Annotated in this window: 15 protein-coding genes; 11 read left to right on the plus strand and 4 right to left on the minus strand. The window is 72.7% G+C overall.

The window, feature by feature from the left end; genetic code table 11:
* The first annotated feature begins 457 nt into the window (after nucleotides 1–457).
* The 9 genes from ACFZA0_RS30330 (at nucleotide 458) to pssA (ending at nucleotide 11661) form a co-directional block, all read left to right on the plus strand.
* Nucleotides 458–2287 (plus strand): 3-hydroxybutyryl-CoA dehydrogenase, encoded by a 1830-nt coding sequence (locus ACFZA0_RS30330; RefSeq protein ID WP_391022852.1) that lies wholly within the window; start codon nucleotides 458–460, stop codon nucleotides 2285–2287.
* Between the two features lie 253 nt (nucleotides 2288–2540).
* On the plus strand, nucleotides 2541–3353 hold the full coding sequence (locus ACFZA0_RS30335; RefSeq protein WP_391022853.1) for a TetR family transcriptional regulator: 813 nt from the start codon (nucleotides 2541–2543) through the stop codon (nucleotides 3351–3353).
* A 510-nt stretch (nucleotides 3354–3863) separates the two neighbouring features.
* Complete coding sequence (gene ccrA / locus ACFZA0_RS30340; RefSeq protein ID WP_391022856.1) at nucleotides 3864–5207, plus strand: crotonyl-CoA carboxylase/reductase; 1344 nt, start codon at nucleotides 3864–3866, stop codon at nucleotides 5205–5207.
* Between the two features lie 10 nt (nucleotides 5208–5217).
* Entirely contained in the window at nucleotides 5218–7266 is a 2049-nt protein-coding gene (locus ACFZA0_RS30345; protein WP_391022858.1) for a methylmalonyl-CoA mutase family protein, read from the plus strand.
* Entirely contained in the window at nucleotides 7263–8255 is a 993-nt protein-coding gene (locus ACFZA0_RS30350) for an aldolase/citrate lyase family protein (RefSeq protein WP_391022860.1), read from the plus strand. The genes ACFZA0_RS30345 and ACFZA0_RS30350 overlap by 4 nt, the downstream gene beginning before the upstream one ends.
* 2 nt (nucleotides 8256–8257) lie before the next feature.
* Nucleotides 8258–8785 (plus strand): MaoC/PaaZ C-terminal domain-containing protein, encoded by a 528-nt coding sequence (locus ACFZA0_RS30355; protein WP_391023197.1) that lies wholly within the window; start codon nucleotides 8258–8260, stop codon nucleotides 8783–8785.
* A 2-nt stretch (nucleotides 8786–8787) separates the two neighbouring features.
* Nucleotides 8788–9993, plus strand: a complete 1206-nt coding sequence (locus ACFZA0_RS30360) for an acyl-CoA dehydrogenase family protein (RefSeq protein WP_391022862.1) — start codon at nucleotides 8788–8790, stop codon at nucleotides 9991–9993.
* 170 nt (nucleotides 9994–10163) lie between these two features.
* On the plus strand, nucleotides 10164–10820 hold the full coding sequence (locus ACFZA0_RS30365) for a phosphatidylserine decarboxylase (protein ID WP_391022863.1): 657 nt from the start codon (nucleotides 10164–10166) through the stop codon (nucleotides 10818–10820).
* A 22-nt stretch (nucleotides 10821–10842) separates the two neighbouring features.
* Nucleotides 10843–11661: a CDP-diacylglycerol--serine O-phosphatidyltransferase gene (gene pssA, locus ACFZA0_RS30370; protein ID WP_391023199.1), complete on the plus strand. Its 819-nt coding sequence runs from the start codon at nucleotides 10843–10845 to the stop codon at nucleotides 11659–11661.
* Between the two features lie 79 nt (nucleotides 11662–11740).
* On the opposite strand, the gene ACFZA0_RS30375 is transcribed toward pssA, so the two are convergent.
* The gene (locus ACFZA0_RS30375) at nucleotides 11741–12913 is read right to left on the minus strand and encodes a glycerate kinase (RefSeq protein ID WP_391022865.1); all 1173 of its coding nucleotides are present in this window, start codon (nucleotides 12911–12913) and stop codon (nucleotides 11741–11743) included.
* Nucleotides 12914–13249: 336 nt separating this feature from the next.
* On the opposite strand from ACFZA0_RS30375, the gene ACFZA0_RS30380 reads away from it, so the two are divergent.
* A complete protein-coding gene (locus tag ACFZA0_RS30380; protein ID WP_391022866.1) occupies nucleotides 13250–13678 on the plus strand; it encodes a hypothetical protein in 429 nt (142 codons plus the stop codon).
* Nucleotides 13679–13729: 51 nt separating this feature from the next.
* Nucleotides 13730–14221 carry an NUDIX domain-containing protein gene (locus ACFZA0_RS30385; protein ID WP_391022868.1) on the plus strand — a complete coding sequence of 164 codons (492 nt, stop codon included), beginning with the start codon at nucleotides 13730–13732 and terminating at the stop codon, nucleotides 14219–14221.
* 104 nt (nucleotides 14222–14325) lie between these two features.
* Here ACFZA0_RS30385 and ACFZA0_RS30390 read toward each other — a convergent pair whose 3' ends face one another.
* The 3 genes from ACFZA0_RS30390 to ACFZA0_RS30400 all read right to left on the minus strand — a co-directional run bounded on the left by ACFZA0_RS30390 (nucleotide 14326) and on the right by ACFZA0_RS30400 (nucleotide 20625).
* Nucleotides 14326–14808 (minus strand): methylated-DNA--[protein]-cysteine S-methyltransferase, encoded by a 483-nt coding sequence (locus ACFZA0_RS30390; protein ID WP_391022869.1) that lies wholly within the window; start codon nucleotides 14806–14808, stop codon nucleotides 14326–14328.
* Complete coding sequence (locus ACFZA0_RS30395; protein ID WP_391022871.1) at nucleotides 14805–16328, minus strand: AlkA N-terminal domain-containing protein; 1524 nt, start codon at nucleotides 16326–16328, stop codon at nucleotides 14805–14807. Before ACFZA0_RS30395 ends, ACFZA0_RS30390 begins: the two co-directional genes overlap by 4 nt.
* Before the next feature lie 196 nt (nucleotides 16329–16524).
* Nucleotides 16525–20625, minus strand: coding sequence for a molybdopterin-dependent oxidoreductase (locus ACFZA0_RS30400; protein WP_391023201.1), 4101 nt, complete (start codon nucleotides 20623–20625; stop codon nucleotides 16525–16527).
* Nucleotides 20626–20742 lie beyond the last annotated feature (117 nt).

The following is a 20742-nucleotide window of genomic DNA, read 5'->3' on the forward strand; positions in this document are numbered from 1 at the left end:
GTATCCCCAAGTACGCCGGTGCGCAACGCTGTTCGGACCGCCGGGTCGGCGGCCGGACCGGGGCGGACTTCCCTCTGGCGCGCTCGTTACCGACGGGTTAAGCTCAGACGAGCGAGTTACCCACTCGCGGTTCCACCCCATCTCATGGCGGCCTGGTGACGCAGCCGCCGTGAGGCCAGTCGGTCCGGTGCCCAGGGCACCGCTTCTCACGGCACGGCTCCGGGACAGAGCCGGTCGGATCCGCCGTTCCCCGGGGCGTGTGCGCGCCCCCGGCCACGGCACCGGGCGTGTGCGCCGGGTCGGACGACCCTGCGGCCCGGAAGACACCGCGCCAGACACCCGCGCCAGAGCAACCCCTCGTGTGCACCCGAGCACCACTGACACCTCTCGGCGTCCGGCACGCCCCGTGCGTGCCGGACGCCCTCCCAGTCGTCACCCTCATCCCTGGAGTCCCGCGATGGCCGCTCCCCAGCCTCACACCCCTCCGTCCCAGACGCCCCCCGCCCCGCCCTCGCCGATCGGCGCCGTCGCCGTGGTGGGTCTCGGCACCATGGGCACCGGCATCACCGAGGTTCTCGCCAGGGCCGGTCACACGGTCGTCGGGATCGACATCGACCAGGCGCAGGCCGCGCGGTCCGTGGCCGCCCTGGTGGCGTCCACCTCGCGGGCCGTCGACCGCGGCCGGCTGACCGAGCGGGAACGCTCGGACCTGCTGGCCCGCGTGCGCACCTCCGCCGACCTGGACGCCGCGGCCGACGCCGACCTCGTCATCGAGGTGGTCCCGGAGTCGTACGAGATCAAGCAGGAGGTCTTCCGCGAACTGGACCGGATCGTGCGCCCCTCGGCGATCCTCGCGACCGGCACCAACGCGCTGTCCGTGACGCGCCTGGCGGCCGAGTCGGCCCGTCCCGAACGCGTCCTCGGCCTGCACTTCTTCAACCCGGCGCCGGCCATGAGACTGGTCGAGATCGTCTCCTGCGTGCTGACCTCGCCGCAGGCCGTCGCGGCGGTCACCGACCTGGCGCTCGAACTCGGCAAGGAGCCGGTGGCGGTCGGCGACCGGCCCGGTTTCGTCGCCGACGGACTGCTGTTCGGGTACCTGAACCAGGCGGCCGCGATGTACGAGGCGAAGTACGCCTCCCGCGAGGACATCGACGCGGCCATGCGGCTCGGCTGCGGGCTGCCGATGGGTCCGCTCGCCCTGCTGGACCTGATCGGCGTCGACACCGCGCGCACCGTCCTGGACGCCATGTACACGGAGTCCCACGACCGGCTGCACGCCCCGGCGCCGATCCTCAAGCAGCTCAGCGAGGCGGGCCTGACCGGCCGCAAGGCGGGGCGCGGCTTCTACACGTACGAGTCGCCGGGCAGCTCCGAGGTGGTGCGCGACGCCCTCACCCCGACGGCCGGCTCGCGGACGGTCCCCGGCCGCGAGGTGCGCTCGGTGGGCGTCGCGGGGTCCGGCACGATGGCGTCCGGGATCGCGGAGGTGTTCGCGAAGGCCGGGTACGACGTCGTGGTGGCCGCCCGCAGCGCGGAGAAGGCGCTGGCGGCCAAGGCCAGGATCGGGGCGTCGCTGGGCCGTTCCGTCGACCGGGGGCGGCTGACCGCCGAGGCGGCGGCGCAGGTGCTCGACCGGATCACCCCGGCGGACTCCTACGACGCGTTCGCGGAGGTCGACCTCGCCGTCGAGGCGGTGGCCGAGGACCTGGAGGTCAAGCAGCAGCTCTTCGCGACGCTGGACAAGGTGTGCAGGCCGGGCGCGGTCCTCGCGACGACGACGTCCTCGCTGCCGGTCATCGCGTGCGCGCGGGCGACGTCCCGCCCGCAGGACGTGATCGGCATGCACTTCTTCAACCCGGCCCCGGCGATGAAGCTGGTCGAGGTGGTGCGCACGGTGCTCACCGCCGAGGACGTCCACGCCACCGTCCGCGAGGTGTGCGCGAAGGTCCGCAAGCACCCCGTGGACTGCGGCGACCGGGCCGGCTTCATCGTGAACGCGCTGCTGTTCCCGTACCTCAACAACGCGGTGAAGATGGTCGAGGAGCACTACGCCTCGCTCGACGACATCGACGCCGCGATGAAGCTGGGCGGCGGCTACCCGATGGGCCCGTTCGAACTGCTGGACGTGGTCGGTCTGGACGTCTCGCTGGCCATCGAGAAGGTGCTGCACCGGGAGTTCCGCGATCCGGGGCTGGCCCCGGCGCCGCTGCTGGAGCACCTGGTCGCCGCGGGCTGCCTCGGTCGCAAGACCGGCCGCGGCTTCCGCGAACATGTCCGCCGCTGACCGGCCCGACGAGCAGTCCCGCCCCCGTACGGACCGGGCCCGCGCCCGGACCGACTGGGGCGGGCTGCTCGGCCCCGTCCTGTTCCCGCCGCCGGAGGCGGACCCCTGCCCGTCCTCCGGCCCGGACGGGTGCCCGCGGCCGGACCCGGACCCCGCGGCACCGCCCGGCACCGGCCCGCTCCCCCCGCCCGACCAGGGCAGGAGAACCCGGGGACGTGCGCACCACCGCGCACGTATGCAGTACGTTCGGGTCATGCCCCAGCCCGCCAGGTCCTCCCGTGCCGCCGCCGCGCCCGACGCCCCCGAAAGTGCCGCGGGCAGCCGCGCGGCCGCCCAGCGCCTCAAGATGCGCCGGGAGTTGGCCGCGGCCGCGATGGAACTCTTCGCGACCAAGGGGTACGAGGCGACCACGGTCGACGAGATCGCCGCGGCGGCCGGGGTGGCCCGGCGTACGTTCTTCCGGCACTTCCGTTCCAAGGAAGAGGCGATCTTCCCGGACCACGACGACACCCTGGTGCGGGCGGAGGCGGTGCTGAAGGCGGCGCCGGCGCACGAACACCCGCTGGACACGGTGTGCCGGGGCATCAAGGAAGTCATGAAGATGTACGCGGCGCATCCGGAGATCTCGGTCGCCCGCTACCGGCTGACGCGTGAGGTGCCGACGCTGCGGGAGGCGGAGATCGCCTCCGTGGCCCGGTACGAACGGCTCTTCACGCGCTATCTGCTGGGCCACTTCGACGAGCACGCGCACGACGACGACGCCAACGACGACCCGCTGCTCGCCGAGGTCGCCGCGTCGGCGGTCGTCACCGCGCACAACCACGTACTGCGGCGCTGGCTGCGGGCGGACGGCCAGGGCGACGTGGAGGCGCAGCTCGACCACGCCTTCGCCATCGTGCGGCGGACGTTCGGCACCGGGATCGGGGTCGGCCGGGAGCCGGAGACCCGTGCGGTGCCGGCCGCGGTGAGCGCGCAGGGCGAGGTCCTGGTGACCGTGGCACGGACGGACGCGCCGCTCGACGAGGTCATGCGGACCATCGAGCAGGCCCTGAAGGAGCGCTCGTAGGCCCACGGGGCCGGGCGGACGGACGACGAAGCGGGCGGGTACGGCACTGAGTGCCGTACCCGCCCGCTTCGTCGTGCCCGGCACGCGGGCGCCCCGGCCCGGACGCCCCGCATGCCCGCCACACCGGGAATCCAGCCTCCGCGGCTGCGGATCTACTCGGCAGTAGCCTTTGATCGATCATCGCTCATTTGTTACGTAAAGATTTCATCTGAGAACAATTTCTGGCACCCAGTGCCTTGCGGGGTGACACGCCGTGCCATACGTTGAAGGAGTCCGGGCGGCCGGAGCATCCCCGCACCAGGGGTTCTCCGGCTGTCCCCGCAAGCCTCCCCCGGGTCCGCCCGGAGGTACCCCGGCCCGCGCGCCCGGACGCCTGCGTCACAGGCACCCTCCGCGCCACAAAGCGCCCGCCAGCACCACCCGCCGGACCGACGGCACCCACACCCACCCTCACCCGCACCGACGCACCCCTCAGCGTCCCCGAGGACGCTCGACGCCGGAGGCAACACCGTGACCGTGAAGGACATCCTGGCCGCGATCCAGTCGCCGGAATCGACGCCGGCCGACTTCGCCGCCCTGCCGCTGCCCGAGTCGTACCGCGCGATCACCGTGCACAAGGACGAGACGGAGATGTTCTCCGGCCTCGCCACCCGCGACAAGGACCCGCGCAAGTCGATCCACCTCGACGAGGTTCCCGTGCCCGAACTGGGGCCGGGCGAGGCCCTGGTGGCCGTCATGGCCTCGTCCGTGAACTACAACTCGGTGTGGACGTCGATCTTCGAGCCGATGTCCACGTTCGGTTTCCTGGAGCGCTACGGGCGGCTCTCCGAGCTGACCGCACGCCACGACCTGCCGTACCACGTCATCGGCTCCGACCTCGCGGGCGTCGTCCTGCGGACCGGACCGGGCGTCAACGCCTGGAAGCCCGGCGACGAGGTCGTCGCGCACTGCCTGTCCGTCGAGCTGGAGAGCTCCGACGGGCACAACGACACGATGCTCGACCCCGAGCAGCGCATCTGGGGCTTCGAGACCAACTTCGGCGGGCTCGCGGAGATCGCGCTCGTCAAGTCCAACCAGCTGATGCCGAAGCCGGACCACCTGAGCTGGGAGGAGGCGGCGGCCCCGGGCCTCGTCAACTCCACGGCGTACCGCCAGCTGGTCTCCCGCAACGGTGCCGGCATGAAGCAGGGCGACAACGTCCTGATCTGGGGCGCGAGCGGCGGACTCGGCTCCTACGCCACGCAGTTCGCGCTGGCCGGCGGCGCCCATCCCATCTGCGTCGTCTCCAGCGAGCAGAAGGCGGACATCTGCCGGTCCATGGGCGCCGAGGCGGTCATCGACCGCACCGCCGAGGGCTACCGGTTCTGGAAGGACGAGAACACCCAGGACCCGAAGGAGTGGAAGCGCTTCGGCAAGCGCATCCGCGAGTTCACCGGCGGCGAGGACATCGACATCGTCTTCGAGCACCCGGGCCGCGAGACCTTCGGCGCGAGCGTCTACGTCACCCGCAAGGGCGGCACCATCACCACCTGCGCCTCGACCTCGGGCTACATGCACGAGTACGACAACCGCTACCTGTGGATGTCGCTGAAGCGGATCATCGGCTCGCACTTCGCCAACTACCGCGAGGCATGGGAGGCCAACCGGCTGGTCGCCAAGGGGAAGATCCACCCCACGCTCTCCAAGGTCTACTCCCTGGAGGACACCGGGCAGGCCGCGTACGACGTGCACCGCAACCTCCACCAGGGCAAGGTCGGCGTGCTCTGCCTCGCGCCCGAGGAGGGTCTCGGGGTCCGCGACCCGGAGAAGCGGGCCAAGCACGTCGACGCCATCAACCGCTTCCGGAACGTCTGAGGCGATCGCCATGACGGAACGTCAACTCCCGGACGGGCAACGGCAGAAGGACCGGCCGTGGCTCATGCGGACGTACGCCGGCCACTCCACGGCCGAGGCGTCCAACGAGCTGTACCGGCGCAACCTCGCCAAGGGCCAGACGGGCCTCTCCGTCGCCTTCGACCTGCCGACGCAGACCGGTTACGACCCCGACCACGTGCTCGCGCGCGGCGAGGTGGGCCGGGTCGGCGTGCCGGTCTCCCACCTCGGTGACATGCGCCGGCTGTTCCAGGACATCCCCCTGGAGCAGATGAACACCTCGATGACCATCAACGCCACGGCCATGTGGCTGCTGGCGCTCTACCAGGTGGTCGCCGAGGAACAGGGCGCGGACATCACGAAGTTGCAGGGCACCACGCAGAACGACATCGTCAAGGAGTACCTGTCGCGGGGCACCCACGTGTTCCCGCCGGGACCCTCGCTCCGGCTGACGACGGACATGATCGCGTACACGGTGTCGCACATGCCGAAGTGGAACCCGATCAACATCTGCAGCTACCACCTCCAGGAGGCCGGCGCCACGCCGGTCCAGGAGATCGCGTACGCGATGTCGACCGCCGTCGCGGTGCTCGACGCCGTACGGGACTCCGGGCAGGTGCCCGCGGAGCGGATGGGCGACGTGGTGGCCCGCATCTCGTTCTTCGTCAACGCGGGCGTCCGCTTCGTCGAGGAGATGTGCAAGATGCGCGCGTTCGGCCGCATCTGGGACCGCGTCACCCGTGAGCGCTACGGCATCGAGGACCCGCGTCAGCGGCGCTTCCGCTACGGCGTGCAGGTCAACTCCCTCGGCCTGACCGAGGCGCAGCCGGAGAACAACGTCCAGCGCATCGTGCTGGAGATGCTCGCCGTCACGCTGTCCAAGGACGCCCGCGCCCGCGCCGTCCAACTCCCGGCCTGGAACGAGGCGTTGGGGCTGCCACGACCCTGGGACCAGCAGTGGTCGCTGCGCATCCAGCAGGTACTGGCGCACGAGAGCGACCTGTTGGAGTACGAGGACATCTTCGAGGGCTCGCACGTGATCGAGGCGAAGGTCGCGGCCCTGGTCGAGGAGTCCTTCGCCGAGATGGGGCGCATCGAGGAGATGGGCGGCGCGATGGCCGCCGTCGAGTCGGGCTACCTCAAGTCCCGGCTGGTCTCCTCGCACGCCGAACGGCGCGCCCGGATCGAGTCCGGCCAGGAGAAGATCGTGGGCGTCAACGTCTACGAGACGACCGAGCCGAACCCGCTCACCGCTGACCTCGACACCGCGATCCAGACCGTCGACCCGGCGGTGGAGGAGCGGGTGGTCGAGGCGCTCGGCGCCTGGCGCGACAGCCGCTACCAGCCGCCGTTCAACCACGACCGGCCCTGCAAGGCGCTGGAGCGGCTCAAGGAGGCCGCGCGCGGCACCGGCAACCTGATGGAGGCCACCCTCGCCTGCGCGCGGGCGGGAGCGACCACCGGCGAGTGGGCGGGCGCGCTGCGCGAGGTGTTCGGCGAGTTCCGCGCGCCGACCGGGGTGTCGTCCGCGCCGGTCGCGGTGGCCGCCGAGGAGGGCGGCCAACTGGCCGCGGTGCGGCGCCGGGTGGAGGTCACGGCCGCCGACCTCGGGGTCGGGAGGCTGCGCTTCCTGGTCGGCAAGCCCGGCCTGGACGGGCACTCCAACGGGGCGGAGCAGATCGCCGTGCGGGCCCGCGACGCCGGGTTCGAGGTGGTCTACCAGGGCATCCGGCTCACCCCGGAGCAGATCGTGGACGCGGCCCTGGCCGAGGACGTGCACGCGGTGGGCCTGTCCGTCCTCTCCGGCTCGCACGCCCGGCTGGTGCCGGACGTGCTGGACCGGCTGCGGGAGGCCGGCGCCGCCGACATCCCGGTGATCGTCGGCGGGATCATCCCGAACGGCGACGCCGAACTGCTCAAGGCCGCCGGGGTGGCCGCCGTGTTCACCCCGCGGGACTTCGACATCACCGTGATCATCGGCCGTATCGTCGACGAGATCCGTACAGCGAACAAGCTCGACCCCCTGGAGGTCCCCGCATGACCGCCCGTACCGCCCCCGCCGCGGACTCCCCCGCCGCCGACCGGCTGCGCCCGAGGCGGTCCTGCCTCGCGGTGCCCGGCAGCAACCCGCGCTTCCTGGAGAAGGCCCAGGGGCTGCCCGCCGACCAGGTGTTCCTGGACCTGGAGGACGCCTGCGCGCCGCTCGCCAAGCCGGAGGCGCGGCACACCATCGTCAAGTTCCTCAACGAGGGCGACTGGACGGGCAAGACGCGGGTGGTGCGCGTCAACGACTGGACCACCGAGTGGACCTACCGCGACGTGGTGACGGTCGTCGAGGGCGCGGGCCCGAACCTCGACTGCATCATGCTGCCGAAGGTGCAGGACGCCCAGCAGGTGGTCGCGCTCGACCTGCTGCTGACGCAGATCGAGAAGACGATGGGCTTCGAGGTCGGCCGCATCGGCATCGAGGCGCAGATCGAGAACGCGCGCGGCCTGAACAACGTCAACGCGATCGCGGAGGCCTCGCCCCGCACGGAGACGATCATCTTCGGCCCGGCCGACTTCATGGCGTCGATCAACATGAAGACCCTGGTGGTCGGCGAACAGCCGCCCGGCTACGGCGCGGACGCCTACCACTACATCCTCATGAAGATCCTCATGGCGGCCCGCGCCAACGACCTCCAGGCGATCGACGGCCCCTACCTCCAGATCCGCAACGTCGACGGCTTCCGCGAGGTCGCCGGACGCGCCGCGGCCCTCGGCTTCGACGGCAAGTGGGTGCTGCACCCCGGCCAGGTCGACGCGGCCAACGAGGTGTTCTCCCCGTCCCAGGAGGACTACGACCACGCCGAGTTGATCCTCGACGCGTACGAGTACTGCACGTCGGAGGCCGGCGGCAAGAAGGGCTCGGCGATGCTCGGCGACGAGATGATCGACGAGGCCAGCCGCAAGATGGCGCTGGTGGTCTCCGGCAAGGGGCGCGCGGCGGGCATGCGGCGCACCAGCACGTTCGAGATTCCGGAGGCGTGAGCATGCAGTTCGGGCGCACCTACGAGGAGTTCGAGGTCGGCGCGGTGTACAAGCACTGGCCCGGCAAGACGGTCACCGAGTACGACGACCACCTGTTCTGCCTGCTCACCATGAACCACCACCCGCTGCACCTCGACTCCAACTACGCCGAGAAGACAACGGACTTCGGCAAGAACGTGGTGGTCGGCAACTACGTGTACTCGCTGCTGCTCGGCATGTCGGTGCCCGACGTGTCCGGCAAGGCGATCGCCAACCTGGAGATCGAGTCGCTGCGGCACGTGGCGCCGACCTTCCACGGCGACACCATCTACGGCGAGACGACCGTGCTCGACAAGCGGCCCTCCAAGTCGAAGGACGACCGCGGCATCGTGCACGTGGAGACCCGGGGCATCAAGCAGGACGGCACGCTGGTCTGCGTGTTCCGCCGCAAGGTGATGGTCCCGACCGAGACGTACATCAAGGAACGCGGCGGGGAGCAGCCCGGCCGTCCCGAGCCGCTGGACAGTTCCCAGCGTGAGCAGGAGAAGTAGCCATGGCGCGCCTCGCCCGGACCGCGGGTCTCACCGACGTCCAGCAGGAAATCCTGTCCACCGTCCGCGACTTCGTGGACAAGGAGATCATCCCGGTCGCCACCGAGCTGGAGCACCGCGACGAGTATCCGCAGCAGATCGTCGACGGGCTGCGGGAGTTGGGCCTGTTCGGCCTGATGATCCCCGAGGAGTACGGCGGTCTCGGCGAGTCCCTGCTGACGTACGCGCTGTGCGTCGAGGAGATCGCCCGCGGGTGGATGTCGGTGTCCGGCATCATCAACACCCACTTCATCGTGGCCTACATGCTCAAGCAGCACGGCACGCAGGAGCAGCGGGAGCACTTCCTGCCGCGGATGGCGGCGGGCGACGTCCGGGGCGCCTTCTCGATGTCGGAGCCGGCGCTCGGTTCCGACGTCTCGGCGATCTCGTCGAAGGCGGTGCGCGACGGCGACGAGTTCGTGCTCGACGGGCAGAAGATGTGGCTCACGAACGGCGGGACCTCCTCGCTCGTCGCGGTCCTGGTGCGCACCGACGAGGGGCACCCGGAGGGCACCGCGCCGCACAGGTCGATGACGACGTTCCTGGTCGAGAAGGAGCCGGGTTTCGGTGAGGTGCGCCCCGGGCTGACCATCCCCGGCAAGATCGACAAGATGGGCTACAAGGGCGTCGACACCACCGAGTTGATCATGGACGGGCTGCGCGTACCGGCCGATCGCGTGCTCGGCGGGACCACCGGGCGAGGTTTTTACCAAATGATGGACGGCGTCGAGGTGGGCCGGGTCAATGTGGCGGCCCGTGGCTGCGGCGTCGCTCAGCGTGCCTTCGAACTCGGCATCGGCTACGCACAGCAGCGGCACACCTTCGGCAAGCAGATCGCCCAGCACCAGGCGATCCAGTTCAAGCTCGCCGAGATGGCGACGAAGGTCGAGGCGGCCCATGCGATGATGGTCAACGCCGCACGCAAAAAGGACTCCGGGGAACGAAACGACCTGGAAGCGGGGATGGCGAAGTACCTCGCCTCCGAATACTGCAAGGAGGTCGTGGAGGACGCGTTCCGCATCCACGGCGGCTACGGCTTCTCCAAGGAGTACGAGATCGAGCGCCTCTACCGGGAGGCCCCGATGCTCCTCATCGGTGAAGGTACCGCCGAGATCCAGAAAATGATCATCGGGCGCCGCCTGCTGGAGGAGTACCGCCTGCAGGGCTAGTTGTCCGTATTGGTGGCGATTTGTTCGAGAACAAGATCACACCCGATGGACGGTTACCGGCCGCCGACTCAGCTTCCTGGCTTACCCAGTTGTGGCCCATAGCCGCTACGATCGCGGGAAAGCCGCCGTCCCCCGTTGCAGCGCGGCATAAACCGCTACGAAGGTCATCCATGCCCCACAGCCAAACCTCTGCACCACGAGACAGCCTCGCCGGCGTACGCCTCGCGCGCGGAGCATCGCCGTGGCTCCTTCCGACCGTCGCCACCGCGGCGCTCAGCCTGGTCCGCGCCCGCCGCTCGGGTGCCGCCAAGGCCGTCGCCGTCCCCGCCACCGCACTCGCGGCGGGGATGCTCTGGTTCTTCCGTGACCCGGAGCGCGAGATCACCCGGGGCCGGGTGATCTCGCCCGCCGACGGTGTGGTGCAGAGCATCATGCCGTGGAAGGACGGCCGCACCCGCGTCGCGATCTTCATGAGCCCGCTGAACGTCCACGTCAACCGCGCTCCGCTCGCCGGCACCGTGACGTCCGTCGAGCACGTTCCCGGCGGATTCGTGCCGGCGTTCAACAAGGAGAGCGAGAACAACGAACGCGTCGTCTGGCACTTCGACACCGAGCTCGGTGACATCGAGATGATCCAGATCGCCGGCGCGGTCGCCCGCCGCATCGTCCCCTACCTCCCGCAGGGCACCAAGGTCGAGCAGGGCGAGCGGATCGGACTGATCCGCTTCGGTTCGCGCGTCGACCTCTACCTCCCCGCGGGTGTCGAGGTCGCGGTGGAGGTCGGCCAGAAGACAACGGCTGGGGTGACTCGCATTGACCGTGATTGACCCAGAGACGCAGGCGGGCTGGGTGCCCGAGGCCGACGTGCTGGAGGACGACGAAGAGGAGATGCCCCTCTCCCTTCGCCTCTCAATAGCGGACACCCTCACCCTGGGCAACGCCACGTGCGGCTTCATGGCGGTGTACTTCACCACCACCGGCATCCTGATCCCGCACCTCACCGGCAGCCAGGAGTCGGGCATGGCCCGGCACAGCGCGGCGACCGCGGTCATCCTCATGCTGTGCGCGGCGGTCTTCGACCTCTGCGACGGCCTGGTGGCCCGCAAGCTGCGTTCCTCGCCCATGGGCGCGGAACTGGACAACCTGTCCGACCTGATCAGCTTCGGTCTGGCACCCGCGTACTTCGTCCTCGTGTACGGGATGGTCGCCGACGACGCGCACCAGAGAATGGCGGCGCTCGGCGCGATCGTGGTGCTGCTGGCCGTGGTGCTGCGGCTGGCCCGTTTCTCGTGCGTGACGCTCAAGGACGGCATGTTCCAGGGCATGCCCTCGCCGTTCGGCGCGCTCACCGTGGTCTCGATCGTGCTGCTGGAGCTGCCCTTCGTGGCGACCCTGCTCGCGATCCTGGGCACCGCCTGGCTGATGGTGAGCCGGGTCGAGTACCCGAAGCCGCGGGGCCGCCTCGCGGGCGCGATGCTCTCGTGGATCGTGCTCTCGATGGGCCTGCTGGCGGCGTGGGCGTTCGACGCTCCCAGCGGCCAGCTGCTGCTCCAGACCGGGTGCGCCCTCCAGCTCGTCATGGGCGCGGTCATCCCGCTGTTCGCCACGGCCCGCCGGGTGAACAACTTCCGCGACAACCGGCGTGAGGCACGGGCCCAGCTTCCGTAGCCGATCCGCCGCGCATGCCGAAGGGCCCCGAACCGCCGTCGCGGTTCGGGGCCCTTCGGCATGCGCGGCGGGCGGCCTCTCAGACCAGGAAGTCCCGCGCGACCCGCTCGGCGACCCGTTCCAGGATCGGCCCCGCCTCCGCGAGGCACCGCGCGAGGTCGGGCTCCGCGTCGGTGAGCGGGTAGGCACGGGCGATGCCCGCCCCCTTCAGCTCCGTCTCGGACAGCGCGAGGCGCCCGCACACCGCGACGACCTCCCGGCCCGCCGCACGCGCCGCCGCCGCGACCCCGGCCGGGGCCTTGCCGTGCAGGGTCTGCGCGTCGAGCGAGCCCTCGCCCGTGATCACCAGGTCGGCGCGGTCCAGGGCGGCGGCGAAGCCCAGCACGTCGAGCATGACGTCGATACCCGGCCGGAACTGCGCGCCCAGCAGCAGCGCCCCGTATCCGATGCCGCCGGCCGCGCCCGCCCCGGGCGCCTGCGCGTACTCCGCGTGACCCGCGGCACTGGCCGCGGCCGACTCCGCCACCACCGTCGCGTAGTGCGCGAGGGCGGCGTCCAGGGCCGCCACGTCGTCCGGGGTCGCGCCCTTCTGCGGGCCGTACACCGCGGGCGCCCCGGTGGGCCCGGTCAGCGGGTTGTCGACGTCGCTGGCGAGGACCAGCTCGACGTCGAGCAGGCGCGGGTCGAGGCCCGACAGGTCGGCCGCGGCGAGCGCGGCGAGTCCGCCGCCGCCCGGCGCCACCGGCTCGCCCGCGGCGTCGAGGAAGCGGGCCCCGAGCGCGGTCAGCATGCCGGCACCCCCGTCCGTGGTGGCGCTGCCGCCCACGCCGAACACGACGGTCCGCGCGCCCGCGTCCAGTGCCGCGCGCAGCAGCTCCCCGGAGCCGTACGTGGACGCGGTCAGCGGGGCGAGGACACCGGCGGGCAGCCGTTGCAGCCCGCTGGCCTCGGCCATCTCCACCACGGCCGTGTCGCCGCGCACCGCGAACGCGGCGGTGACCTCGTCGCCCAGCGGTCCGGCCACCCGGACCTCACGGCGCTCGAACCCGGCGGCGACCGCCGCGTCGACGGTGCCGTCACCCCCGTCCGCCACGGGCAGCGTCTCCACGTCCGCACCCGGGACGACCCGGCGCAGCCCCTCCGTCACGCACCGCGCGACCTGGGCCGCCGTCAGCGACCCCTTGAACTTGTCGGCGGCCACGAGCACCCGCCGGGCACCGCCCCCCACGCCGTCCACCGCTGTGTCAGCCACGTTCGCATTCCCCTCGCTCTCACGCCCCGCGTGCTCACGGCACCCGGGGCAGTCGCGCCGCTGCGACCTTAACCGGGGAGCCGGGGGGACGTCATGCCCCGGCGGGCGCCATGATGTGCGCGCGTCCACGGTCGCGCGGACGCCGGGGTGCCGCCGCGGTCGCGGCACGGAGCCGGGACGGGGCGAGGGGGACGACGTGGCGTGGCACGGGGGAGGCGGGGGCGGCCCCGCGGGGGGGCGCGGCCGACGGGTCCGGGGCACCCGCGACGGCGGCGGCCGTCCGGCGGGCGCCGGTACCTGCTGTGCGGGGCGCTCGGCGCCGCCGCACTGGTGCTCGTGCCCGTCGTGGTGGTCGGCGGGGCGGTGCTGCTCCTGATGCCGGGCATGGCGTTCGGCGAGCCGCCGGTGCCGGACGGCAGACCGCTCGTCCTGCCCTCCGGGGCGTTCACCGGGACCTGGCGGGACGAGGACGGCGGGCGGCTGGTGCTGCGGGCCGACGGGACGTTCGCCTCCGACGGCACGTGCGGCGACTTCTCCGGTCCCGGCCTGACCGACGCCCTCTCCCCCGCGCCCGGCGCGGGCACGTGGTCCGCGTCCGGCACGAACGCGGACGTCCCGGTGACGCGGGTGCAGGTCGGGTTCGCGCCGGGCGGCGTGTGGACCGTGTACGAGGCGCGGGGCACGGCGGAACGTCCCGTGCTGTGGCAGCACCTCGGCGATCCCGACGACGGCGCGCTGTGCGTGCTGTCCAGGGCGGGAACCTGACGCAGCCGCCGGAGACCCCCGCCGGCGCGGGCCGCTCGGTACGCTTCGCCGATGACCACGACCGACTTCGCCACGTATCTCGCGGGCCTGCCCCGCGTCCTCGCCGGGGCAGCCGCGCTGTTCCGCGACACCACCGGACGCGTCCTGCTCGTCGAGCCCAACTACCGTGAGGGATGGGGGCTTCCGGGCGGCACGATCGAATCGGACGACGGCGAGGGCCCGCGCGAAGGTGCCCGGCGCGAGACCGCCGAGGAGATCGGCCTCGACCGCGATCTCGGCCGGCTGCTCGCCGTGGACTGGGTGCGGGGCGACGGCCGCCCGCCGCTCGTGGCCTATCTGTACGACGGCGGGGTGCTGCCGGAGGCCGACGTCAAGGTGATCCGGCTCCAGGAGGAGGAGCTGCTGTCCTGGCGCTTCGTCGCCCGCGAGGACCTCGCCGGCTTCCTGCCGGACGTCCTGTGCCACCGCGTGCTGGCCGCGCTCGACGTCCTGGAGGCGGGGGCCGGCACGGCGGAGCTGGAGAACGGGCGCCGGGTGGGCTGAGCCGCCCGGCAGCGCCCGTGCCGACGGGTCCGGCGCGCCCGGACCCCGTCGGCCCCCGCACGGGCGGCGGACGGGAGGTGACGGCCGTGCCTGGAACGCACTGCCTAGAACAGGGCCGCCCCCCGCTCGAAGTCCAGCAGCCGCTGCTTGCGTTCCAGGCCGCCGCCGTAGCCCGTCATGCTGCCGCTCGACCCGATGACGCGGTGGCAGGGCACGATGATGCTGATCGGGTTGCGGCCGTTGGCGAGGCCCACGGCCCGCGAGGCTCCGCGATTGCCGAGAGCCAGGGCGAGTTCGCCGTACGAGCGGGTCTCCCCGTAGGGGATCAGGCGCAGTTGCTCCCAGACGCTGCGCTGGAAGGGCGTGCCCGGCATGCGCAGTTCGAGGTCGAACTCCTTCAACTCCCCCGCGAAGTAGGCACTCAGCTGGTCCATCGCCTCCCCGAACGGCCGGTCGTCGCGCGGTCCGAACGTCTCCAGCGCCGGGCGGTGGCGATGGTCGGTCATGTAAAGGCCGCACAGGACGCCGTCGTCGGCGACCAGGGTGAGCAGGCCGTACGGGCTCTCGATCTCGGTGTGCTTCTTCACGAGGAAACTCCTTGTGCGGGGAGGAAGTTGATCGGGTGACTGTCGGTCGCCCACAGGTACTGGACGGCGTAGGCCCGCCAGGGCCGCCACGCCGCCGCGCGGGCGGTCAGTGCGGCGGGGGTGGACGGGAGGCCCAACTCCTTTGCCGCGCGCCGGATTCCGAGGTCGGTGGGCAGGAACGCGTCGGGGTCGCCGAGGGCCCGCATGGCGATGACGTCGGCGGTCCACGGTCCGATGCCGGGCAGGGCGAGGATCCGGGCGCGGGTCTGCTCCCAGTCGCTCTCCACGCCCAGGGTCAGCTCGCCGTCCGCCAGCCGCCGTACCAGTGTGGTGAAGGTGGCCCGGCGGGTGCGCGGCATCGCGAGGGACTCGGGGTCCGCCTCCGCGAGCGCGGCCGGTGCCGGGAACAGGTGGGTGAGCCCGCCGTCCGGGTCCTCGACCGGCTCGCCGTGCGCGGCGACCAGGCGGGCGGCGTGCGTGCGCGCGGCGGCCGTCGAGACCTGCTGCCCGAGCACGGCCCGGACGGCGAACTCCGCCTCGTCGACGGTGCGCGGCACCCGGCGTCCGGGCGCCTTGTCGACCAGCGGCGCGAGGACGGGGTCGGCGCGCAGTTCCTCGTCGACGGCGACGGGGTCGGCGTCCAGGTCGAGGAGGCGGCGGCACCGGCTGATGGCGACGGTCAGGTCGCGCGGGTCGCCGAGGGTGAGACGGCAGGCGATGTGGTCGGGCCGCGGGCTCAGGGCGACGATGCCGTGCCCGTACGGGAGCCGCAGCGTGCGCCGGTAGGCCCCGTCGCGCCACTCCTCCACCCCGGGCACGGCGGTCGCGGCGAGGTGGCCGAAGAGGTTGTCGGGGTTGAGCGGCGCCCTGAACGGCAGCCGCAGGGTCAGCGCGCCGGGGGCGCCGCCGCCGGCCGCGGCGGCCGTCGTGCCGCCCGTCGCCCGCTTGGGGGCGCGGGCGCGCAGTTCGCCCGGGGCCAGCGCGAACACCTCGCGCACGGTGTCGTTGAACGCGCGGATGGAGGCGAATCCGGCCGCGAAGGCGATCTCCGCCATCGGCAGCGTGGTCGTCTCGATCAGCAGCCGGGCCGTCTGCGCGCGCTGGGCACGGGCGAGCGCGAGCGGGCCCGCGCCGAGTTCCGCGAGGAGCTGGCGCTCGACCTGCCGGGTGCTGTAGCCGAGCCGGGCGGCGAGGCCGGGCACGCCCTCGCGGTCCACGACGCCGTCGGCCATCAGCCGCATGGCGCGGGCGACGAGGTCGGCGCGCTGGTTCCACTCCGGGGAGCCGGGGCTGGTGTCGGGCCGGCACCGCTTGCAGGCCCGGAACCCGGCCTGCTGGCAGGCCGCCGCGCTGGGGTGGAAGACCATGTTCTCCGGCTTGGGCGGTACCACCGGGCAGCTCGGACGGCAGTAGATCCCGGTCGTCAGGACGGCTGTGTAGAACCAGCCGTCGAAGCGCGCGTCCTTGGACCGGACGGCGCGTACGCAGCGCTCCCTGTCGGTGTGCATCCCGTTCCGCATGACTCAAGCATCGGCCACCCGGGACGCTGTCGCTGGCGAGAATCCGACATCAAGGTTCCCTGGGCTGGGACCCGCCGGGCGGCTCGGGACACCGTACGACAAGGGAACGGGCGTACGGGCGGGAGGGTGCCGCGCGCGTGCCGCCCCGCGCCCTCCCCGTCCCCGCCTCCCCGTCCCCGCCTCGCCGCTCGTGCGCTCAGTACACGTCGCGCACGTACCGCTTGTCGGCCGCCAACTGCTTGACGTACGCCGCCGCGGCCGTCTCGTCGAGGCCGCCGTGGGTGACGGCCACGTCCCGCAGGGCACGGTCGACGTCGCGGGCCATGCGGGAGGCGTCGCCGCAGACGTAGAAGTGCGCGCCGTCCTGGAGCCAGGCCCACAGCCGGTGTCCGTGTTCGCGCAGCCGGTCCTGGACGTAGACCTTCGCGCGCTGGTCGCGGGAGAACGCGGTGTCGAGGCGGGCGAGCGTGCCGTCGGCGACGAACCGCGTCAGCTCCCGCTCGTGGTAGAAGTCCGTGGCGCGGTGCTGTTCGCCGAAGAACAGCCAGTTCGGGCCCCGGTCGCCGCGGGCGCGCCGCTCGTCGAGGAACCCGAGGAACGGCGCGACGCCGGTGCCGGGCCCGACCATGACCATGGGTGTGGCGGAGTCCGCGGGCGGCCGGAAGTGCGGTGCGCTCTGCACGTGCACGGGGACCGGGGTGCCCGGCGCGGAGTCGGCGAGGAAGGGCGAGCAGACACCCTGCCGGGGCCGCCCGTCCCGGTTCTCGTACCGCACGACGGAAACGGTCAGCGAGACCTGGTGGGGGTCGGTGAGGGGGCTGGACGAGATCGAGTACAGGCGCGGCCGGAGGCGTCCGAGGACCGCGGCCCACTCGGCGGCGTCGGCGCGGACCCCGTACTCGCCGACCACGTCCACGGCCTGCCGGCCCCAGGACCACTTCGCCAGCTCGCCCTTGTTGTCGGGGCGCAGCAGGTTGTGCAGCTCGCGCGGGTCGTGCGCGCGTTCGGCGACGAAGCGCAGCAGGCCGGGGGTGATCCGCGTGATGTCGAGGTGGCGCAGCAGCGCCTCGCCCAGCTCGACCCGCCCGGCGTCGCCGACGTCCACGGCGGTGCCCGCGTCCAGGCCGGTGACGTCGAGCCATTCGGCGACCAGGCCGGAGGCGTTGCGCGGGCGCACTCCGAGGGCGTCGCCCGCCTCGTAGAGGAGGGTGGTCGCGCAGTCGCGGGTGTCGAGGGTGAGGCGGCGGACCTCCTTGCCCGCGCCGGGCAGGCTGAGCAGCCGGTTGCCGACGAGGCGGGCGACGGCGGGGGCGGGCCGCCGGGGGCGCGGGGCGGAGGGCGCGGTGGGGGCCGGCGCGGCGGCCGGGGGTGCCGCGGGCTCCACGGCGGGCGGGGGTGCCGGGGTGCTCGTGAGGGAGGCGAGGACCTGGTCGAGCCAGGCCACCGCGGTGGAGTCCAGGTCGTCCGGCTCGCAGTCGGAGCGCGGGGCGAGCCGTACACCGCCGAGTTCGTCGAGGCGCGCGTCGAGGCGGCGGCCGTGGCCGCAGAAGTCGGCGTACGCCGAGTCGCCGAGGGCGAGCACCGCGTACCGCCGCCCGTCCATGCGCAGCGGCGGGTCGGGCGCCGCGAGGGTCTCCCAGAAGCCGGCGCCGTTGTCGGGGGCGTCGCCGTCGCCGAAGGTGCTGGTGATGAGCAGCAGGTCGGCGCCCGCGGGAAGGACGGCGGGGTCGGCCTCGTCCATGCCGACCAGGGACGGGGTGTGACCGGCCGTGGTGAGCCGCTCGGCGGTGCGGGCGGCGAGGTCCTCGGCGTTGCCGGTCTGCGAGGCCCACAGGACGACGATCTCGCGGGCGGGGGTGGGGGCGGCCGGGTCGGCGTGTTCCGTGGGCTCCGTGGGTTCCGTGGGTTCGGGCTGTTCGGGCGTCCCGGTGCGGGAGTACATGCCGGCCAGGACGCCGTTGACCCACAGCGCGTGCGCGGGGCTGAAGGGCGCGCCCGCCGGCAGCACCGGGACGCCGGTCGTCCCGGCGGGGATGCCCGCCAGGAACCCCGTGAGGTAACGCCGTTCGTCCTCGGTGAGCACCGGGGGCGGGGCGCTGTCGAGCCCGAACGGGCCGGCATCGGCCTCCCGCGTGGGCGCGGGGGCGGCGGACCCGGGAGGCGCGGTGGGCGGAGGCACGGGGGTCGCGGCGGCGGGCGCGCGCACCGTGACGGGGGTCGGCACCCTGGTGAGCGAGACCGCGCACGCCTTGAACCCGGGCTGGAAGGACAGCGGGTCGACGGCGTCGTCGGTGACGGCGTTCACGCTCAGGTACTCGCCGAACAGGTCGTTCCAGTGGAACGGTGCGAAGCAACTCCCTTGCCGTACGCGGTCGGTGACCCGCGCGGGCAGCACGGCACGGCCGCGCCGCGAGGCGACCTCGACGGAGTCCCCCTCCGCCAGGCCGAGTTGGGCGGCGTCCTCGGGGTGGACCTCCAGGAAGGGGCCGGGGTCGAGCCTGTTGAGCTTCGGCACCTTCGCGGTCTTGGTCAGGGTGTGCCACTGGTGCGGCAGCCGACCGGTGTTGAGGACGAACGGGTAGTCGTCGTCCGGCATTTCGGTGGCCGGAAGGTGCGGGCGGGCGTGGAAGACGGCGCGACCGCTCGGCGTCGGGAAGGCGAGCGTGCCGTCCTCGGCGACGTAGCGCACCGGGTTGCGGTCGGGGCCGTCGGCGGTCGGCGCGGGCCACTGCACGGGGGTGGACCGCAGCCGCTCGTACGTCACGCCCCGCAGGTCCCAGCCGGTCCTGGGGTTCCAGGCCCGCTTGAGTTCCGCGAAGACCTCCTCGGCGCTGTCGAACGCGAACGCCTCGCCGTAGCCCATCTCGCGGGCCACGGCGGCGATGATCCGCCAGTCGGCGGCGGCCTCCCCCGGCGGATCGGCGGCGGGGCGGGCGAGGGTGAGGTTGCGCTCGCTGTTGACGAGGACACCCTCGGTCTCGGTCCACAGGGCCGCGGGCAGCACGACGTCCGCGTACGCGTTGGTCTCCGTCTCGGCGAACGCGTCCTGGGTGACGACGAATTCGGCCGCCTCCAGGCCCTCGACGACGGTGCGCCGGTTGGCGACGGACGCGACCGGGTTGGTGCAGATGATCCAGCACGCGCGGATGTCGCCCGCGGCCATCTCGCGGAACATCTCGACGGTGCCCCGGCCGCCGCCGTCCGCGCGGACGGTGCCGGGCGGCAGGTCCCACAGCTCCTCGACGAAGGCGCGGTCGGCGTCGACGAGGGTCGAGCGCTGGCCGGGCAGTCCGGGCCCCATGTAGCCCATCTCGCGTCCGCCCATGGCGTTGGGCTGGCCGGTGAGGGAGAACGGGCCGCTGCCGGGCCGGCAGATCGCGCCGGTCGCGAGGTGCAGGTTGACCAGGGCGTTGGTGTTCCAGGTGCCGTGCGTGGACTGGTTGAGGCCCATCGTCCAGCAGCTCGTCCACTCCCCCGCCTCCCCGATCAGCCGGGCCGCCGCGCGCAGGTCCGCCTCGGGGACGCCGGTGAGGTCCGCGACGACGCCGGGCGGGTAGTCCGCGAGGAAGGCGGGCATCGCGTCCCAGCCCTCGGTGTGTGCGGCGATGAACTCCGGGTCGGTGTGCCCCTGTTCGTGCAGCAGGTGCAACAGGCCGTTCAGCAGGGCGAGATCGGTGCCGGGCCTGAGCTGGAGGAAGAGGTCGGCCTTCGCGGCGGTGGCGGTGCGGCGCGGGTCGACGACGATGACCTTCGCCCCCGCCGTCCTCACCCGGTCCATCATGCGCAGGAACAGGATCGGGTGGCAGTCGGCCATGTTGGAGCCGATGACGAGGAAGACGTCCGCCCGGTCGAAGTCCTGGTAGGACCCGGGCGGACCGTCCGCGCCGAGCGACAGCTTGTAGCCGGTGCCCGCACTGGCCATGCACAGCCGGGAGTTGGACTCGATCCGGTCGGTGCGCACGAACCCCTTGGCCAGCTTGTTCGCCAAGTACTGCGCTTCGAGGCTGAGTTGGCCGGACACGTAGAACGCGAGAGCGTCGGGGCCGTGTTCGTCGACGATCGCGCGCAGCCGCCGCGCGGTCTCCCGGACCGCCTCGTCGAGGCCCGTGCTCACGGCCTGCTCGCCGCGGGCGGGCCGGACGAGCGCCGCGGAGAGCCGTCCGGGGGCGGCGAGCATGTCCGCGGTGGTCGCTCCCTTGGTGCACAGCCGGCCGAAGTTCGCCGGATGCCGTGCGTCCCCGGTCGCCCTGAGCACGGTACGGCGGCCGTCCGGCCCGAACCCGACGTCGAGGACCATGCCGCAGCCGACACCGCAGTACGAGCAGACCGTGCGCACCTGGGTTGGGCCGGCGGCGGGCGGGGGCACGTGCGCGACGGCCGCCGGGGCCGGCGGGGCCGCCTGCGTTTCCCCTGC

This window comes from Streptomyces sp. NPDC008150 (assembly GCF_042956945.1).
In the GTDB taxonomy this organism is placed as follows: domain Bacteria; phylum Actinomycetota; class Actinomycetes; order Streptomycetales; family Streptomycetaceae; genus Streptomyces.

Coding starts and splice junctions, on each gene's coding strand:
- ACFZA0_RS30330 (WP_391022852.1), top strand. CDS start 458: ATGGCCGCTCCCCAGCCTCACACCCCTCCGTCCCAGACGCCCCCCGCC.
- ACFZA0_RS30335 (WP_391022853.1), top strand. CDS start 2,541: ATGCCCCAGCCCGCCAGGTCCTCCCGTGCCGCCGCCGCGCCCGACGCC.
- ACFZA0_RS30345 (WP_391022858.1), top strand. CDS start 5,218: ATGACGGAACGTCAACTCCCGGACGGGCAACGGCAGAAGGACCGGCCG.
- ACFZA0_RS30350 (WP_391022860.1), top strand. CDS start 7,263: ATGACCGCCCGTACCGCCCCCGCCGCGGACTCCCCCGCCGCCGACCGG.
- ACFZA0_RS30355 (WP_391023197.1), top strand. CDS start 8,258: ATGCAGTTCGGGCGCACCTACGAGGAGTTCGAGGTCGGCGCGGTGTAC.
- ACFZA0_RS30360 (WP_391022862.1), top strand. CDS start 8,788: ATGGCGCGCCTCGCCCGGACCGCGGGTCTCACCGACGTCCAGCAGGAA.
- ACFZA0_RS30365 (WP_391022863.1), top strand. CDS start 10,164: ATGCCCCACAGCCAAACCTCTGCACCACGAGACAGCCTCGCCGGCGTA.
- ACFZA0_RS30385 (WP_391022868.1), top strand. CDS start 13,730: ATGACCACGACCGACTTCGCCACGTATCTCGCGGGCCTGCCCCGCGTC.
- ACFZA0_RS30395 (WP_391022871.1), bottom strand. CDS start 16,328: ATGCGGAACGGGATGCACACCGACAGGGAGCGCTGCGTACGCGCCGTC.
- ACFZA0_RS30400 (WP_391023201.1), bottom strand. CDS start 20,625: ATGGTCCTCGACGTCGGGTTCGGGCCGGACGGCCGCCGTACCGTGCTC.